The sequence below is a fragment of the Vibrio sp. 1069 genome (genome assembly GCF_033340555.1).
This window is the reverse complement of record NZ_JAWOWP010000001.1, coordinates 529,991-548,093: the sequence shown is the minus strand read 5'-3', so window position 1 is coordinate 548,093 and position 18,103 is coordinate 529,991. Positions and strand designations below refer to the sequence as shown.

Annotated in this window: 14 protein-coding genes; 4 read left to right on the top strand and 10 right to left on the bottom strand. The window is 42.9% G+C overall.

Translation table 11 applies throughout. The features are described from left to right. Both R7040_RS02375 and R7040_RS02370 read left to right on the top strand, forming a co-directional pair. A complete protein-coding gene (locus R7040_RS02375; protein ID WP_318081201.1) occupies nt 1–1,776 on the top strand; it encodes an ABC transporter transmembrane domain-containing protein in 1,776 nt (591 codons plus the stop codon). A 250-nt stretch (nt 1,777–2,026) separates the two neighbouring features. Beyond that, nucleotides 2,027–2,575 carry a hypothetical protein gene (locus tag R7040_RS02370; protein ID WP_085569861.1) on the top strand — a complete coding sequence of 183 codons (549 nt, stop codon included), beginning with the start codon at nt 2,027–2,029 and terminating at the stop codon, nt 2,573–2,575. 42 nt (nt 2,576–2,617) lie between these two features. Here R7040_RS02370 and R7040_RS02365 read toward each other — a convergent pair whose 3' ends face one another. From R7040_RS02365 to R7040_RS02330, 8 genes are all read right to left on the bottom strand, one after another. Further along, nucleotides 2,618–4,840 (bottom strand): TonB-dependent siderophore receptor, encoded by a 2,223-nt coding sequence (locus R7040_RS02365; RefSeq protein ID WP_318081200.1) that lies wholly within the window; start codon nt 4,838–4,840, stop codon nt 2,618–2,620. Nucleotides 4,841–5,039: 199 nt separating this feature from the next. Continuing rightward, on the bottom strand, nt 5,040–7,016 hold the full coding sequence (gene fhuB / locus R7040_RS02360) for a Fe(3+)-hydroxamate ABC transporter permease FhuB (RefSeq protein WP_318095333.1): 1,977 nt from the start codon (nt 7,014–7,016) through the stop codon (nt 5,040–5,042). Continuing rightward, entirely contained in the window at nt 7,013–7,897 is an 885-nt protein-coding gene (locus R7040_RS02355) for an iron-siderophore ABC transporter substrate-binding protein (RefSeq protein ID WP_206949532.1), read from the bottom strand. Before R7040_RS02355 ends, fhuB begins: the two co-directional genes overlap by 4 nt. An 11-nt stretch (nt 7,898–7,908) precedes the next feature. Further along, nucleotides 7,909–8,673 (bottom strand): ABC transporter ATP-binding protein, encoded by a 765-nt coding sequence (locus tag R7040_RS02350; protein WP_318081198.1) that lies wholly within the window; start codon nt 8,671–8,673, stop codon nt 7,909–7,911. Between the two features lie 324 nt (nt 8,674–8,997). After that, nucleotides 8,998–9,216: a hypothetical protein gene (locus R7040_RS02345; RefSeq protein ID WP_005377723.1), complete on the bottom strand. Its 219-nt coding sequence runs from the start codon at nt 9,214–9,216 to the stop codon at nt 8,998–9,000. Nucleotides 9,217–9,303: 87 nt separating this feature from the next. Further along, nucleotides 9,304–10,428, bottom strand: coding sequence for an HD-GYP domain-containing protein (locus R7040_RS02340; protein WP_115385952.1), 1,125 nt, complete (start codon nt 10,426–10,428; stop codon nt 9,304–9,306). Nucleotides 10,429–10,702: 274 nt separating this feature from the next. Further along, nucleotides 10,703–11,908, bottom strand: coding sequence for an aromatic amino acid transport family protein (locus R7040_RS02335; RefSeq protein ID WP_033905238.1), 1,206 nt, complete (start codon nt 11,906–11,908; stop codon nt 10,703–10,705). 161 nt (nt 11,909–12,069) lie between these two features. Then, the gene (locus R7040_RS02330) at nt 12,070–13,263 is read right to left on the bottom strand and encodes an iron-containing alcohol dehydrogenase (protein ID WP_206959201.1); all 1,194 of its coding nucleotides are present in this window, start codon (nt 13,261–13,263) and stop codon (nt 12,070–12,072) included. A 629-nt stretch (nt 13,264–13,892) separates the two neighbouring features. Between R7040_RS02330 and R7040_RS02325 the strand changes: the two genes are divergently transcribed. Further along, complete coding sequence (locus tag R7040_RS02325) at nt 13,893–15,158, top strand: HD domain-containing phosphohydrolase (RefSeq protein ID WP_025766702.1); 1,266 nt, start codon at nt 13,893–13,895, stop codon at nt 15,156–15,158. A 54-nt stretch (nt 15,159–15,212) separates the two neighbouring features. On the opposite strand, the gene R7040_RS02320 is transcribed toward R7040_RS02325, so the two are convergent. Both R7040_RS02320 and R7040_RS02315 read right to left on the bottom strand, forming a co-directional pair. Beyond that, nucleotides 15,213–15,815 (bottom strand): 2OG-Fe(II) oxygenase, encoded by a 603-nt coding sequence (locus R7040_RS02320; RefSeq protein ID WP_005377733.1) that lies wholly within the window; start codon nt 15,813–15,815, stop codon nt 15,213–15,215. A 160-nt stretch (nt 15,816–15,975) separates the two neighbouring features. Next, nucleotides 15,976–16,746: a TerC family protein gene (locus R7040_RS02315; RefSeq protein WP_005377734.1), complete on the bottom strand. Its 771-nt coding sequence runs from the start codon at nt 16,744–16,746 to the stop codon at nt 15,976–15,978. Between the two features lie 411 nt (nt 16,747–17,157). Between R7040_RS02315 and R7040_RS02310 the strand changes: the two genes are divergently transcribed. After that, nucleotides 17,158–18,096, top strand: a complete 939-nt coding sequence (locus tag R7040_RS02310) for a LysR family transcriptional regulator (RefSeq protein ID WP_005377737.1) — start codon at nt 17,158–17,160, stop codon at nt 18,094–18,096. Nucleotides 18,097–18,103 lie beyond the last annotated feature (7 nt).

Here is an 18,103-nt window from a genome sequence, read left to right as displayed (position 1 = left end):
ATGAACCAGACCAGCACGTTTAAACGGTTAATGTCTTACCCATTATCTCAACCAAAGCCAATGATTAAAGGACTCGCCTTGCTGTTTATTGCAGCGTTAGCTAGCGCCGGCGGCCCTTGGTTGATTCAATATTTCATTGATGAGCACATCGCTAAAGGTGACTATTCACAAAGTGTTCTGATTTCGCTAGCAGTAGGTTATATCGCTCTTCAGATCGTATCGGCAACATTCCAGTATTTTCAGTCATTGCAATTTAGCATTGTCGCGGCTAACACGATCAAAGCGATTCGTAAGCAAGTATTTTCTGGCGTGATTAAGCAGCCGTTATCTGCGTTTGATTACACTCCTGCTGGAAAATTGGTGTCGCGAATCACCAACGATACGGAATCTTTACAGCAATTTTATGAGCTTTTGATCGCGACCGTGGTGAAAAACGTGGTCATGATTGTCGTAATGCTTGGCGTTATGTTTTTCATGAGCTGGAAGCTCACACTCGTTGTGCTTGTATTGCTGCCGATCGTCATCGGCTTTATGTACTTGTTTAAGCAGCTAAGTACAGAAAGCTACCGAAAGATGCGTGACCTATTGACCGATATAAATGCGAATCTGAGTGAACCCATTCAAGGGATGAGTGTCATTCAATTAATGCAACAAGAAGAGCGTTTTAATAAACAGTTCAACGAGCTAACCGCAGAGCATCTGGTGGCATCTAAACGAGTGATTCGGCTAAACGGCTATCTGCTAAGACCATTAATGGACTTACTCGCTGGTCTTGCGTTGCTTTGCTTGGTTGCGATCTTTGGTTTTAATGGTATTGAGTTGATTGGTGTGGGGATACTGTATGCATTTATCAGTTATCTTGCGCGAGTTACTGAACCACTAATTGAGATGACTCAGCAACTTGCTCTACTTCAGCAGGCGTTAGTATCAAGCGAACGTGTTTTTGAATTGATTGATGCGAAAGAACAAACTTACGGGGGCGATCATCAACCATTAAGGTCAGGTGCTATCGAACTTAAAGACCTCACATTTAGCTACGATGGTAAACAGGACGTCCTAAAAGACATTTCGTTGAAGGCCAACCACCAAGACTTTATCGCGCTTGTCGGGCATACAGGAAGCGGTAAAAGCACATTAGCGTCACTGTTAATGGGCTTTTATCCAACGCAATGTGGTGAACTGCTCATAGGTGGTCGTCCACTTAAAACATTAGGGAAAGACGTACTTCGCAAAGATGTGGCAATGGTTCAACAAGATCCACATATTCTCCCTGCTTCAGTCAGAGAAAACATCTCTCTCAGTCGGGCAGTTGATGACAATCAAATATGGGATGCGTTAGACAAGGTTGGTTTGGCAGAACAAATTCATCGTTACCCTAACGGGCTAGACACGCAGTTAGGTCAAGGCGAAACTAATTTATCTGCGGGTCAGAAACAGCTTTTGGCGTTAGCACGTGTGCTTGTGGTAAAACCTAAGATATTGATATTGGATGAAGCAACCGCAAATATTGACTCAGGAACAGAGGCTTTAATCCAAAAGAGCTTGGCGGTACTCAGACAAGACATGACGCTCGTTGTTATTGCTCATCGGCTTTCAACTATCCTAGATGCAGACCAAATCATTGTTCTTCATCATGGGGAGTTAGTCGAGAAAGGCACACACAAAGCACTCTTAACGCAAAATGGTCGCTATGCCCAAATGTATCAGTTACAGCAAGCAAACCGACATCTACAACAGATTGAAGAAGACACCAAGCAACTCGAAGAAGCGGTGTGATTTTATGCCCGTGCCTTCTTTTTATTTAGTCGGCATGGGCATAATTGGTGTAACTTCAAAATTTAACCTGTTAGCTTCCAATTTCTTCATAATGTGAACTAATTTTCTATTTCTTACCTATTATTGACATAACCCCTCGCTATATCGCGCAAGGTCGTTGTAAAATCGTACGGTACTTAAGTCTACTGCCTGTGGCATTGGACTGAATTCCGCTTTCTAATTATGCACATTAATCTCATGACACAAGTCCATGGACAAAGATAAGTTTACTAACATCTATCGCTTGCCTGGTTCGATTCAAATTCGTATCGGTAAATGGCAAAAGACGTTCCGCGGCACCTCTGATTTAGTTTTACATCAGGCGCTAATGGAACGTAATAAGCAATTTAAGAAGCCAGACTTTTTACCTAAAGGCTGGTGTGTCACTCCTATTGATGAAAACGACATTACCATTACGCATCACGGTAAATATATCCAAACCGTTATGCGCACAATGCTGGACAGAAAGGTCTCATACAAGCGACTGTTCCTATCTCGAATGGCTCTCGAAGAAGGTGAAAAAGTGCTCCACAATTACAAGCTGGAGTGGGTAAGAAAACATAACCAGATCGCCAAAAAGTACAATCAAATTAAAAAGAAACAATATATGAACTTTGCAAGAGAAGAAGAGGAAACCCTCTACCCTTCGATTCCAAAGGGTGAGTTTGACAAAACATTATGGAACAAACTTGTCGTATCATCGTTTGGCCCGCAGAAAAAGTACAAAAACCCGCACTTTGTCCGTAAAGCCGATTTCTAAATAAACACCCCTAAAGTGAGGGGTGTTTATTTATACGTTAACTCACCAGTCGTAAGTTAAACTTGCAATAACATTTTGTCGGTCGCCATACCAACAAAAGCCATCACATGTCGCTATGTACTTTTTATCCGCGATGTTTTTAGCTGCGACTTGTAGCTTGTAATCGCCGATTCGATAACTGACCGTCGCATCCATTAAGAAATAACTTGGTACTTTTAGTCTCTCTTCGTTGTCTCCGTATGACTCACCTGTATAGCGCGCGCCCAAGCCAACAGCAAAGCCATCAAGAGGTCCATCAAAGAAACGATATTGTGCCCAAGCTGATGATACGGTATTCGCCACTTGGGAAGGTGTTTTGCCAACCCATGCCTTATTGATGTCTTCTTTTATCTCTGCATCAACGTACGCAATGTTCCCGATCAATGTTAAGGATGGTGTCACATTAGCTACAGCTTCAAACTCAACGCCGTTATTTTCTATTTTTCCTATTTGCGTTAATTCACTCAAGTAGATACGAGCCAAGTTTTCTTTTGTTGCCCGATACGTTGCAATATTGAAATAACCATCAAATGAATCCGGTTGGTATTTCATACCGATTTCAAATTGATCACCGCTTTCAGGCTTCGCTGGCTTACCATTGCTGTCTTCTTGAATAATTGGATCAAAGTACTGAGAGTAACTAAAGTATGGCGTGAAGCCAGAATCAGAAATATAAGCCGTTCCCACGCTAAACGTCCACTCTCCATTATCGACTTTCGTGCGAGCACCCGTGGTAACATTATGTACTTCATTACTTGTATCGTCGTAACGTGCGCCCAATAACATCGCCCATTTATCGTTGATCAGCATATGATCTTGAAAGTAGACGCCGAGCTGCTGATTATCGATTTTCGTTCTTTGCTTATCGGTTTCGCTCAATGGTTGTAGCGTATTCGGATCGAGTAACATTATGTTATCCGAATAAGTAGGATTAAATACATTAAACCTAGGATCGGGCAAAGCTCCCATTGGTGTGTTTAATAATGCATTACCATTAGCAACTATAGGGTCATTGGCAAAATCTTTACCATCGATACTGATCATTTGAAAATCTATCCCCAACATCAAGTTATGCTCAACACTTCGCCAATTTACTTGGTGCATCAAACGATTATCGATATTAAAAGCATCAGATGACCCATCTTCTGTTGAAGCACCCCGAAGTATGGTTTTGCGTTCATTTGATGGGTCCAAAGCCGGCCCCAACGCAGGCACGTCAGCCGAGTAAACGTACGAATACATTTGTCTTAGCTTAACATCCATTTCGCTGTAACGAGCTGCTTGAACAAATGAAGTGGTATCATTAAATGCATGAGAAAACTCATAGCCTAAAGACACCTGCTCACGCTCAAACGTCTCCCAGTTAGGATTGCCTATCGCTAAACTATCACTGAACTTTCCATTTTTGTTTGGCGTTAACGTTCCTTCAACTGGCAAAAATTGCAGATAAGGATCTGAGTCGTCTTTTTGATAGCTCGTTAGAAAGGTAATTTCAGACGTCTCATTAAATTTGTACGTCATCGATGGAGAGAGAAGAATGCGCTCTGCTTCTACCCCACTAATTCTCGTCCCATTTTTTCTCGCTAACCCTTGAAAGCGGAAAGCTAGCTGCTCACTCACCTCAGAGTTTACGTCAAGAGAAAGTTGTTTACGGTCTTCAGAACCGTACTCCAAAGATACAAGTCCTGACCCCCCATCAAATTGAGGTCGCTTACTGACAACATTGATGACCCCACCAGGAGGGTTTTGCCCATAAAGAACAGACGCTGCACCACGTAAAACTTCAACCCTCTCTAACGCAAACGGATCTATTTGCCAACTATAGAAGCCAGAAGAATATAAACGGGTACCATCTTGATACAACCCACTGTTCGCCTGTTTAAAACCACGAATAATAAACCAATCTTGCTTGTTATCTTCGCCGAAATAATTAGTTTGAATGCTTGGTGTGTACTGTAGTGCGTCAGAAATGCTAATAGAGGCACGATCATCCATTTGCTCTCGCGTAACAACAGACACCGCTCTTGGAGTCTCATTGATAGCAATATCAGTTTTCGTCGCTGCCCGACTCTTCGCTCCGAGATAACTAAAATCTGGACCAACTGCACTGTCTTGCTGCTGTCCAATCACAACTATATTTTCATCTTCCTGAGCCAAGACATTTGGCGTTGATACAGCTAATACAACCGCCATCGACGTTGGTGTCAGCATAAACTGCCGAGTCATATTCTCTCCTTTTTGTCGGCAGCCAAACCAACCCTTCATGACTTCAGCGACCGCTGAAAGAAAAGCGAGTTACGGCATCGCCAGTTGTTTCCGTAAAAGACAAACCAGAGGTTTTGCATAAAGCACTCGCATAGGTTACGAATGCCACTACGAGTGCTTATTTGTATAAGTACTTTCTTGGTTGAGGCTTAGCTCATTTCTATAAGCGGCGTAAACCCCACATTAAATACAAACCGCCAATGAGAGACGCCATAAGCCCTGTTGGTATTTCTTGCGGGTAAAGGATCTGTCGTCCCAACCAATCAGCCAACAACATCACCCCTGCCCCCAGTATCGCGGCGCATAACATGTGTTGTGACGCTTTGTTAAAACCAAATAAGCGAGCTAAATGCGGAGCCAACAACCCAACAAAGCTAATCGGGCCAACAACCAATGTCGCACTGACCGTGAGACAAGCAACTAAAAGAAGCAGTATTGCGCGTGAACGATCAACTCGAATTCCAAGTGCTTTAGAGGAAGCGGCACCGACAGGAAGAATATCTAGCCATCTTACGCAGAGAAAACTCAACCCTATAAAGACAAGCGCAGATAAAGACAATGGGAGTAACGTTTCAACCGAGACATAGTAGGTAGACCCAGACAACCAAGCCAATGCTTGATAACTTCTTGGGTCACCAGTGGCTAGAATAAAGCTCTGTATTGCATTCATCAGTGCGGTTATTGCAATACCAGTCAACAAAATACGCTCCGGCTGAAAGCCTGACTTACGGTTTAGCAGCACAATGACTAATACCGTCGCTAATGCGCCTACGAGCCCGCCTAGAGAAAGAGTGAAAATTGACGAACCAAACCCAGTAAACATCGCGATGATGAATCCCATCGCTGTCCCTGAACTGATACCGATCACTTCAGGACTTGCCATTGGGTTTCCACTTAGGCGTTGAATCATGGTTCCAGCAATCGCTAACATTGCCCCCGCAATTGCTGCTGCAAATAATCTAGGTGCGCGCCATACCAAAAAAATCCAATTTTGGCTAGCAAATAAGTTTGTCCACCCTTCATTTTGCACAGCAACCGTGGCAAAAAGAACAACAGAAATTAACGTGCCGATCAACGCCAATGAGATCGCTTTAGGGTTTAGCTTGTAAACATGTTGACGGTGTCGAGTTAACACTGTTTGAGTATGGCTCTGCGTCTTTTGTGATAAACGAGGTAACAGCCATAACAGTAACGGAGCGCCCAATGCAGCCGTTGCTGCTCCCGTTGGTATAAAACTCGCCATTAGCCCTGGCAGTTGCTGAATAACCAAATCGGTTAAAGTCAATAACATGGCACCAATTAGCATTGATACCCAAAGCTTATGCTGGACTTTATTGATACCTATCAATCGAGTAATCGCTGGCGCCGCTAACCCGATGAAACCGATGATTCCTACGGCAGAAACCACCCAAGAAGTGATTAACACCGCAAGCCCAAGACAGACAAAACGCAACTTAGCTAGCGAGACACCTAAACTCTTGGCACCTTGCTCGGAGAGTTCCAACAGACTTAACGGCTTTGTAATCACAAATGCAACGACCGTAGCAAGTGCGATTCGAGGGGCAAGATACGAGAAATCTCCCCATCCACTCTGAACAAGCGAACCGGCTCCCCATATCATTAACCCATTCAGCTTTTCGGTATTCATCATCAGAATAACCGTACTTAATGATGCAAAGTACAGGTTTATCACTAACCCAGAAACGACGACAACCGTTGGAGATAACGCTCGTCGCCATGACAACAGCATCACCAACCCCATCGATATCACACCGCCGATGAGAGCAACCAAATTAGGCGCGATATCCAACATCCAAGGTGCGAATAGCGTTGCTAACATCAAAGCAAAACTTGAACCGCTCGCCACACCAAGTGTCGTGGGTGAAGCGAGAGGGTTACGCAGCACTTGCTGCATCAATACCCCAGCAACCGCTAATCCAGCACCAGATATAATCGTGGTGAAGACTCGAGGCCACCAGCTAAAGTGAAGTAAAACAGAATCGATAGATTGAAAGTTAGGCTCCCATAAACTGATTAGAGCCAACGAAAATGAGCTTACTTGGTACAATTGGAAAGCACCAATAGAAAAGGTAAATGCCGAAAGTAACACCACAAAGCTTATAGGCATCGTTTTCATTGTGTTAACTCCTCGACCTTACTCGCCGTAACTAACTCTGCGAAACGGAGAGCTGAAGGCATAGAACCAAAACTCCAAACGGGTGCGACTTGCATGACCTTTTCACCAGATTGTTGAACAACATATTGCCAAAATGGGTCTTGAGAGAGCTGCTCCGCTCCACCGTAAGGTAATGGCTCTACGATAACAATTTGAGCTTTTATGCCAGCTAACTTGTCGATGCCAACTAGGCTGAAGCCCCAGCTATTCGTCTTTTCATTCCATGCATTACTCAGCCCAATCTTTTCGATAGCCTGAGAGTAAAGACTATTTTGACCAAAAACACGAACGTGCTTCGTATCCATAAACTGAATCATTAAAAGCGGCGGCTGGTCTTTGTTTATGCGCTGTTTTAATAAAGAGAAACGTTTTTCATATTGTTGGATAAGCGCCTCTGCTTCCGCTTCTCTTCCCAGCTCTTCACCAAACCTCCGAGTGAAACGAGTAAGTACCGACCAATCTGTGATCCCGCTTTCATATAAGTCAATCGTGGTAACGGGGGCAATATCGACTAAACGATGCTTCATTGAGGAGAAGTACGGGGCAATAAAAATACGGTCAGGTCTGAGCTCGTAAATACGCTCTATATTGGGTTGAGTTCTTAACCCTACATCCTTCGTTTGAGGTGGTAACGGTGGCGATTTTACCCAAGCATCGTAATCTTGCCCTTGAGCGACGCCTACGGGCACAACCCCTAACGCCAACATCGTTTCAGTTTGTGTCCAATCAACCGACATCACCCGAGGTGGTGCGTCAGCTAGTGCTTGAAAAGAACTGACCAAAAGCGCACTAAGTGAGAGAGCGAAAGAGAAATGTTTAAGTCGAGTGTTTGTACTGCTCATTATTCCAACCTTTAGCTTGGCATCGCCACCGGATAACCCGCAGGGTGGTTAGAGATCATCATCTCTATCCCATATATGTCCCTCAACTTAGGTTCAGTAAACACCTGTTCAACATTGCCTTGTGCAATCAAATCACCTTGATGTAATGCAACGATGTAGTCGCAAAATCGTGCAGCCAAGTTGATGTCGTGTAATACGATAATAACGCCCAAACCCAGTTCTTGACTGAGTTTAGAGATAAGCTTCAACATATCGACTTGATGGCTGATATCTAGCGCAGACAAAGGCTCATCAAGAAGCAAATACTCGGTTTTTTGGGCTAACAGCATAGCTAGCCACACACGTTGACGCTCTCCTCCAGATAACGTGTCCACTAAGCGATCTGCGTATTTTAGTGTGCCTGTCATCGCCATTGCTTCTTCAACAATGTCGTGATCTTTCTTACTCAAACGTCCAAGTAAACCATGCCATGGATAACGACCAAAACCGACTAAATCTCGACCTAAAATACTGTCGGTCACTGGAAGATGCTGAGGCAAGTAGGCAATGTGTTGGGCGAATTTTTTCGCTGAGAGATCGTTAATGCTCGTTCCATGCAGAACCACGTCACCAGCGGTGTATGGCTGTTGCTGTGCCAGCAACTTTAACAATGTGGATTTTCCTGAACCATTGTGTCCAACAAGAGCGTATGTTTTTCCGGGTTCAAATGTCACATCAAACGCTTTTAGCAATGACTTGCCTTCAATCTCAAACTGGAGTGCTTTAGCTTCCAACATCCCTACTTCACCTAATAGCCATTTACGAATAACAGTTATTCAGAGCTCTCATTCGTTGATCACGTTTGCCGTTCTTATTCAACAGAACGATTAATAAGGGAGGTTTTATATAACAACAAAGATACAAATGCAAACCGTTGTCATTATCATTACATCAACAAGATCATTGAGAGAATTGCTAAGTGTTAGTGATAATTTGCTCTGCTGAACTTCATTAGTAAATTATAGGCAGGTCAACGAGAGCAGCGGTCTCCCACTGCTCTCGCATAAATTTGAACGAATACTGCAGCGTATGAAGAAATGAAAAATGCCGCAGTGAATACATTAATGACGAGCGTCAGCGCCAAACTCTACTTCTTTATAGATATCGGCCAGCGACTTTTTACCTTGTTTGTCTTTGGCTGAACGCTTTTTCTTAGTTTGATAATGGTATTCTTGCTCCTGAAGTGCTTGTTCGTGCTCTTTTGCTGACTCAACAAACTCAGGATTTGCAAGTGCTTGTTGGCGTAAGCGGTTTACTCTTTCAAGGGTTTCCCACAACATACTTCACCTCCAAACTTATTACTGTATATAAAAACAGTATTGTTTAAATATTCCTCCTCGTCAACATTTCAACTTTGTTACTGCTCTTCACATTAACCCCAAGCCTGTATAGTGCTCGGGATATTTGTGGATGATTTGCTTTATATAACCTTGATGCTCTCGCAGAGCATCAACACATTCTCGAGATAACCACCCCTGATATACCCATTTTTCAAGTTCTAACAATGCGTATGGGATGGACCACGCTTGTCTATACGGATGGTGCGTTGTCATAAAATCAAAGGCATTCGCGGCAGCCGTAATTTGGGCGACTATTGGTATATCATCATTGGTTAAACCATAAGGATAACCAGTGCCATTTAAATTTTCGTACTGATAAATAATCATCTGCAAAAACAAAGTCACACTCGGGTGAACCGGATTTCCGATACGGGCAACTATGTCATCCGCTGAATCGATACAACGCTCAATATGTTGAATCAATATCGCCTCTTGTTCTTGAGAGTAATTTGTTCGGCGGCTAGCAATTTCAACTGGCAGCTGACTATCACCGAGCGCATGGAACTGAGCAAAAATACCAATATCTTCGACCATTTCGTCATTCAGGTGATAACGATCCGCTAACTGCGTTGCGATAATTTGACTGTAGTACTTCATGCGTTTGGTATGCGCGTAATACTCAGGTGAATAGCCTGGCATCATACATTGCATTCGGTTCGCTAGCGTTTCTATCGCATTGACTACTTGAGTTTCTGATTCAACCGCAAATCGAATCATTTCGAAATAAGGTTTAAGACCATTCAGCGCTTCTAAACTAAACGCATCACGTTGAGTGGAGTTCAAAAATACAAAACCAGTAAAAGCTTTATTGTCATAACAAGGAATAGCAGCCGACGACTGATATCCGTGTTTGAGTAAAATTTGAACCCGAGGACAGTGATTAATATCATGAAGGTCTTCGACGATACGAGGAACCGCGTTTTTAGAGGCAATATTGAGGTGGTGGAGTTTACGGAATGCTGATTCGTGATGGGCTAGACACCAAGTGTCGAACTCACTTTCTGCAAATGATTTGAGCACATCTTGGTCTGGGTGATATTTTGCAAATGACACCCTATCAATACATGGCAAGTGCGCCTGCATCCTGCCTTTTAGCGTTTGCAGTTGCTCGTTAAGCGGTTTTGCAAACGGGTAAAAACTCCGGTGCGCCATGCTTCACCTCCACACCAAAGCAGAGAAACAAGAAAAGCTCATTGTGTTGCAAATTCAATGGTATTTTGAGCGGTTTTCTCCACTTAAATTATCGATATACCACAACTTAAGTGTACGAAATAAAAGCACATTTCTACCAATTTTTTCACCGGATATCTTACGGTAATTTGATCCAGATTAAAAAAGCCAACGAGCGAAACTCGTTGGCCTAACAATACTGATTGATTACGATGGATTCAGTAACTAGAAGTTATTCAAAGAACGTTCTAAACAACTAGCCTAGAGCAGGAAGAACACCCAGCGTAATTAACACCTGAGCGAATACGATGCCAGTGCCAGCGATGCCCGTTATCACTAACGCACCTTGACCACCTGCGACGCGGTACTCCCCAGTAAAATCATCCGATTTACGAACCTTGATCACCATAACCAAAGGCAAAAAGATGGCTAAAATCGCTAAGGCAATCGCTGCATAGCCCAAAGCCATAATAAAGCCTTGAGGATAGAAAAGTGCGAAGCCTAGCGGTGGAGTAAACGTCACTAGTGCCGCAATCAAACGATTAGGCTTATCGTTACTTCCTTTGATGGTATCACCCAAAAATTCGAATAGACCCAAACTCACGCCAAGGAACGATGTCAACAATGCCAAGTCAGCAAACACACCAACAATGCTACCCAAATTTGATTGGTGTACTGTCTGAGATAGTTGACCAATCAGTGCGCTCAACCCTCCGTTCTCAACAAGCGTACTTTGGCTAACCACACCCAACGTCACGATTTGCCAAAAGATATAAATAACGAGTGGAATCGTCGAACCAATAATAACGGCTTTGCGTAAAGAAGAAGTGTCACCGTCTAAGTAATTCACAATTGCAGGTATACTTCCGTGGAAACCAAACGAAGTAAAGATCACCGGAATCGCCGCTACAACAAGGCCTTGTTCGATTGGCATACTTAACAAGTAAGATTCCGTAACGTTTGGAGCAAGAAAAGAAAGCACCGCAACCATCGCAATGAGCTTCATCGCGAACAGAACTCGGTTTACTTTATCGACCGTACCGGTACCCACTGTCACAACTAAAGTCACAATCAAGGTAAAGATTATCGTTGATGTAGGCCCTGAAATATCGAGGTCAAACCATTGTGCAAGGCGGTCTCCGAACTGAGCACCACCGCCAGCGATATACGCTGCACATAATGAGTAGAAAAGAAACAACATCGCAAAACTTGCCACCCACTTGCCTTTTTGACCTAGGATCTGTTTCGCCAAAGTATGAAGTGTAGCACTACTCTCCGCATGTTGATGAAGCTCAAGCATAAGCAAGGCAGTGAAAGCCATCAGAGCCCATAAGCCTAGCATGATGATAATAGAAGTTGAAAAACCAATGCCGGCAGAGGCAAGTGGAAGCGCTAGCATACCAGCGCCTATTGTAGTGCCCGCAATAATTAGCGTACTACCGAATACTTTAGAACGACTCATTGTATATTAATCTTTACACTTTATTAGAAATTATCAGTATTAGATCGGGCAACGGCGGACCGAAACCAACACCATATTTGTATTGCCGTCGATATTGTAGGATCTTTAGCAGAAGATCAAGCAAAGTGTAAGGATAAAAAACCACACATGTAAACTATAATTTACACCTTACTGATATTTAACAATAACTGTGTGCATTCTTCCCTGTTCATGAACTTGGGAACAGGGTAATTCCAGTGCGCCTCTTTCAGAATTAAATCAACAAGCGCATCAGCATCTTCACGTTGAATGAGCGCACTGGTTTGCTCAATATCAATAGTTGAAAACAAGGACTCCAGATTCGCCAAAAAATGCTGAGCACTTGCGTTACCTAACTGCCCCTCGGCCGTCAACTCATCGAGCTTTCTTAGTTGAGGCTCAATCTCTGATAATGAAAAGCGCAGCACAGGCAACAAGGCTAATCCGTTTGCCATACCATGAGGTATTCCATATCTCGCACCGAATGTGTGAGCAAAGGCATGAACATAACCCAAACTCGCTTTGGTAAATGCTAAACCCGCGTAATAGGATGCCATAGCCATTTTATGACGAGCTTCGACATCATCCCCTTGCATCACAGCCCTAGGAAGATATTTAAAAATGAGTTTAATAGCGGCAACCGAATAAGCCATCGTTTCTTGAGTAGCGTTTTTCGATACATAGGCCTCAATAGCATGGGTTAATGCATCAACGCCAGTATCAGCCGTGATCTTAGGAGGTAAACCAATCATTAAATTCGCATCTAAAGCTGCCATTAGTGGCACCAACTTTGGATCCATTAAAGGGGTTTTAATGTGTGAGGAGGGATCTGACACGACCGCAGCGATAGTAACTTCACTTCCGGTTCCAGCCGTTGTTGGAATAGCAAAAAGCGGCGCTGGCATTCGCCATACCTTCAATAGTCCAGCTAATTTTTTTATTGGCCGTTTATTGGTAACTTTCGCAGCGATGACTTTTGCACAATCCATTGCAGAGCCGCCACCCAAAGCTAATATGCCCTCACAATGAAAACGATGATAAGCCTCTAGACCGCTCTCTACCTGATCATAGGTAGGATCGGGCTTAACTTGCGAGAAAACATCTAACTGTAAATCGAGTTTTGCTGCAGCCTCAAGCACCTTATCTACAATACCGACTTGGACTAACCCTTCGTCGGTAACTAACAAAACGCGTTTAAATCCCAGCTCGGTCATCGATTCTAATAGCTCATTCATCGAACCAGGGCCGGAAAACAAGGTTGGTCTCGGCATAGGAAGGATAAGGGCTGCTATTTTTAACCCTGCGGTGTAAGTCCGATATAAACGATGCTTCAACATACGAAATCCTTTTCATTTAGAGCTATCATTCTAGCTACTTTTACCACCTATGCTTACTTTGCAATCACACATTTTCAATAAACTTATCTCACCCAAAAGGCTAACATCGCTGGGAAGCCGTACCATTTTATTATCTTTCCTCAACAACATGAGCTACAGAGAAAATATTTTCAACGACGCTCTATTGTCATGTTGTTAACAAGCTGCTTTACCTAATACTCTGTTAGTTACAGAGCAAGCCTCGAAGAGGTCTTCTTATTTTTTGCCTTCAAGAACAACAATATAAATTCTGTTAATCACACATCAATACCGTGTGTCTCTGGTTGAGCCCGAACACGATTTACAAAAATAAAAATAAGAATGCGTTACATCATGATTTATTGTCGTTTTCAAATAAGTCAACAAGAGCAACAATAATCTTTCAAAACTTATACTTAGTTCAAATATCTGACTCTTAACCATGAGCTTCAGGTGATATTATTATGCAACTAGGATTATTATCCCGCCCATAATCAAAACTATGTCTAAACGCCCACCTTTTTGGGGTCTATTCGCTGTCGTACCCAATTTTTCCTATCACCTTCTGATTTGGGTTTAGCGTGGGCTAATTAGCAATGTCGGTATAAACCATGAATCATTCTTGCCATTCCCATACGGACATGGGCTTTGAAGTCGATCTGAAACAAGCACTTATCTGGGTTGCTCGAGCACTCGACTATGTAGGTGTTGATGATACGCACCATAGCCACCGTGTCGCTTACATCGCTTACCAATGTGCTCGGGTCATGAACTGGGAACCAGAAAAAGCGGAGTTTTGCTACTTCGCAGGGATGATCCACGATTGTGGGGTCTCCGAAACACAAGAACATAAAATGTTACTTGAGGAGTTGGTGCCACAAGATGTAAAAACACATTGCTTAAGAGGATACCGAAGCCTCAAGCAGTGTCGTTTGTTGCGTCAGTTTGCGACACCTGTTCTTTACCACCATACACATTGGAGTGAACTAAAATATCTTGATTTACCGCCTTTTGAAAAAGAGGTCGCTGCCCTACTCTATTTAGCCGATCGTCTCGATTTTATGCGTTCCAAATACGTCATGAACTGCCACTGTGACATTGTCACACTTCATGAAGAACTAATTGCAGAATGCATCATGGCAAACGCTGGAACTTTGTTTAATCCAGACATGGCTAAGGCAATGGTTAAGCTCGTTATGACCGACGCATTTTGGTTCGCGATGGAGTCTGAAAATATAGAAACCATCGGATTAAACTTTAAAAGCATTGATTGGCTTCAAAAACAGCTCACCATCCAAGATATGAATAGTTTGGGCATGTTTATCGCTCGAATTGTTGACGCAAAAAGCCCATTTACTTATCAACATTCGCAAAAAGTGGCGGAGTTATCTCGGTATCTAGCCATCAAGCTTGGGTTCTGTGAGCACGACCAAGAGATGTTATTTATTGCTGGGTTGGTGCATGATATCGGAAAGTTAAAAACACCAGATGAGATTCTTCATAAAGAAGGCTCTCTTAATAAACAAGAGTATACGCGTATTAAACGCCATACAATTGATACTCAGCTCGCATTACACAAAGTGTTTCCCAACGCTAAAATAGCGGAGTGGGCCTCTAATCATCACGAGCGTTTGGACGGTTCTGGCTATCCTTATCATAAAACAGGAGACGAACTCGATGTACCATCACGTATTGTCGCGGTTGCCGATGTTTTTCAAGCTCTGTCTCAGGACCGTCCCTACCGAGGACGAATGGCTCAAGCACAAATCGCCGCGATTATGGGCGAGCAAGTCGCTAAACAAGAACTTTGTTCTGACGTCTATGCAGTGCTAGAGCGAAACATGACCGAGTGTTACGAGCTATCAACTAATGTTTAATCGATAAAGGGCGTATCTACGCCCTTTGCTGATTTTGTGCAGGTTGCAAACCAATCATTTTGCAATATCAAGTACATTGTCTCGCACACCATTGATTCTGAACCAACCTGCAATACTGAAACGCTCAGCATTGGTCGGTAAAACCTCATGCGGGAATTGCTCAGATAAGAATAAAAGTAAGCGTCCCGATTGAGGAGGGATGGTTGCTATCTTATTATCATTTAGATCGTAAACCACCAATTCACCTGCATCCTTTTCCGTCCAAGATTCGTTCATGTAAAAAACGGTTGTCAATCGACGGTTTTCATTGCCCTTAAAACAATCTAGATGCTTTTGGTAGAAATCCCCTTCCTCGTACTTGGCAAAGTGAGCTTCATACTCAAAAAGTCCTAGAAACAAGTGACGGTTCACTTCTTGGCGTATTTCTTCCATCTTATCTAAGTAAGAAGTAACCGCGTGCCCCATATTGGGCGATAACCATTGAATTTTGTCACTTCGAATTGACTCAATACGAGTCACATCGTCATTACGACCAATACGCGCTTTTTTCCAGTTACTTGGAATGCAGTCTCGTAATTGAGCCACTTCTTGTTCAGAAAGAAAATCATCCCAGATATAGTAGCCATGGGTTGCTAACGCATCGATCATTTTATCCATTATTGTCGTTCACTCATATTAGTTGGGCGGTCTATATAAAAAATCTTCAACCTCACAACAAATGCGATTTTTTGTCGAAACGACAACAAAATAAAAAGAGAGCAAAAATAGGTGATGACGAATATAAAAATGCCGCTCATATGAGCGGCAATATCTTTTATTATTGACGAGCTTCTAATCTCGTTGGATGAACTCGCAACGGACTAAGACGTTTAATAGTCGGGCGTTGTTTGTTTTTTAACTGGATATGACAAAGTTCCAGAATTAAGCCGAATGCCATCGCAAAGTACACATAACCTTTGTTGATATGAATTTCGAAGCCTTCTGCCATCAATAAACCACCTAACAAAACGAGGAATAACAAAGCAAGTGTCTTAAAACCAGGGTAACACGACACCAGGTTATTGATTTTTTCTGCTGTCATGACCATCACGATAGCAGAAGAAACAATCGCTGCGACCATAAGTGGGACATCACTTGTCAAACCAACGGCGGTTATCACCGAGTCCATCGAGAATACAGCATCCACGGCAACAATCTGCAACAGAACTACCGCTAAACCAGTACGGGCGTGAGTTGAGTGAGCAGACTCGTTGTGATTTAACCAACTCCACAACTCTTTCAGGCTTTTAGCCAAGAGGAATGCACCACCCGCAATCATGATGACGTCTCTTCCGGTAAACGCTTGGTTCGCCAAAGAAAATAGCGGTTGAGTCAATTGCATGATCCAAGAGATTGAAAACACTAAACCAATACGAGCAATAACAGCAAGACCAATACCAAGGTTTCTTGCCAGCTTACGTTGGTGCAGCGGCAGTCTTTCACATAAGACAGAGATAAAAACGACGTTATCAACGCCTAAGACAACTTCAAGCGCAAACAAAGTGGCGAAAATAGCCCAAGCTTCTGGTTGCATAAAAAGTTCTAGCATGAGCATGTCTCCAATAATAAGAAGACATATGGTGAAGGGTTTTGTCGACTAAAGGGGTCGTCCATTAATTATTTATACCTTTGTTACTGAGGGATCATGAGTAAATCACCAAACAATCAACAAAACAATATCTATTTTAATTAACAAGGAACAAGTTTAATTCGTGTACAAATCAATCAACTCCTCCAAACTGATTAAAATTACATAGAAGCTTTAGAATTGAATAAATGAAAGCATTAAAGTCCAACAAAACTAAGATAAATTTCTAGACTTATAAGCACCATCAATCCTTATGCAACCCATTAAATGCATTGAGCTCAAAGAGAAACAGGCGTATTTCCGAGATAAACAATAGTAAAAATTTGTTTCATGCTGATATACTGCCAAAAATCATAAGAAACCATGCTATTTATGGACTACATTGCTCTTTCGCGTATAAGCCTTAAACATCTAACTGTTTTACATATGTTGTTAACCACTCACAGCGTCACACTTGCGGCAGAACGCTTGTGTGTAACACCATCGAGCGTCAGTAAAACGCTCGGACAGTTGCGCGAAACGCTAAAGGATGACCTTTTTTACCGTGATGGCACTCGCTTAGTGCCGACAGCATTTGCGCTGCATATAGGCCCATCAATCCATGGCATACTCTCCAGTATGAATGGGTTATTACATCAAGGCTCTTTTAACCCGGCTTACTATCAAGGTAGTTTTTCATTAGCAATGCGTGAAAGTTCGTTTGAGCTCTTTGCGCCAGTTCTACAGCACTTGTCCCAACAACTGAGTAACCACGCGCACTTGAATGTCCATGCGAAAGAGGAAATGAGCTTCGATGCATTAGCAAGAGGTCAAGTGGATTTTTTGTTGCTTCCTCACGATCTCAGCCAACCACCCACACAAAATAAAGACTTGGTCTGGAAAACCATTTTGAAAGACGAAATGGTTTGCTTAATGAGAGCATCGAACCCACTCGCTGAGCAACCCTTATCTGTTGAAAGTTACCTTTGTGCAAGACACATCGGTATTCATGATAAAGATCTGTCACAACCTTATTTTGAGCAAAATCTCACCCAAAGGCATTCAAAGCGAAACTTGGCCATGCGTGTAGCCGACTTTGGTTCAGCTGCGGTGATGTGTCAGCACTCGGATTACTTGTTCACATGCTCCAAGCTTTGGGCAAGAGCGGCAATGCAAGCAAAAGGTTTGGTTGAACAAGCTCTTCCATTCGATTACGGGCAAGTAGCCTACAGCCTCGTTTGGAACAAAGCGAGCTTAAACGATCCCGCTTTAAAATGGTTACAGCAACAATTACTCGACGCTTGCGCCATGTTAGATGCCTGTGATGCGTAAGCATAGA

Excerpts from the sequence above, each read along its gene's own strand:
- R7040_RS02375 (WP_318081201.1), top strand. The coding sequence starts at position 1 with ATGAACCAGACCAGCACGTTTAAACGGTTAATGTCTTACCCATTATCT.
- R7040_RS02370 (WP_085569861.1), top strand. The coding sequence starts at position 2,027 with ATGGACAAAGATAAGTTTACTAACATCTATCGCTTGCCTGGTTCGATT.
- R7040_RS02365 (WP_318081200.1), bottom strand. The coding sequence starts at position 4,840 with ATGACTCGGCAGTTTATGCTGACACCAACGTCGATGGCGGTTGTATTA.
- fhuB (WP_318095333.1), bottom strand. The coding sequence starts at position 7,016 with ATGAAAACGATGCCTATAAGCTTTGTGGTGTTACTTTCGGCATTTACC.
- R7040_RS02355 (WP_206949532.1), bottom strand. The coding sequence starts at position 7,897 with ATGAGCAGTACAAACACTCGACTTAAACATTTCTCTTTCGCTCTCTCA.
- R7040_RS02350 (WP_318081198.1), bottom strand. The coding sequence starts at position 8,673 with ATGTTGGAAGCTAAAGCACTCCAGTTTGAGATTGAAGGCAAGTCATTG.
- R7040_RS02345 (WP_005377723.1), bottom strand. The coding sequence starts at position 9,216 with ATGTTGTGGGAAACCCTTGAAAGAGTAAACCGCTTACGCCAACAAGCA.
- R7040_RS02340 (WP_115385952.1), bottom strand. The coding sequence starts at position 10,428 with ATGGCGCACCGGAGTTTTTACCCGTTTGCAAAACCGCTTAACGAGCAA.
- R7040_RS02335 (WP_033905238.1), bottom strand. The coding sequence starts at position 11,908 with ATGAGTCGTTCTAAAGTATTCGGTAGTACGCTAATTATTGCGGGCACT.
- R7040_RS02330 (WP_206959201.1), bottom strand. The coding sequence starts at position 13,263 with ATGTTGAAGCATCGTTTATATCGGACTTACACCGCAGGGTTAAAAATA.
- R7040_RS02325 (WP_025766702.1), top strand. The coding sequence starts at position 13,893 with ATGAATCATTCTTGCCATTCCCATACGGACATGGGCTTTGAAGTCGAT.
- R7040_RS02320 (WP_005377733.1), bottom strand. The coding sequence starts at position 15,815 with ATGGATAAAATGATCGATGCGTTAGCAACCCATGGCTACTATATCTGG.
- R7040_RS02315 (WP_005377734.1), bottom strand. The coding sequence starts at position 16,746 with ATGCTAGAACTTTTTATGCAACCAGAAGCTTGGGCTATTTTCGCCACT.
- R7040_RS02310 (WP_005377737.1), top strand. The coding sequence starts at position 17,158 with ATGGACTACATTGCTCTTTCGCGTATAAGCCTTAAACATCTAACTGTT.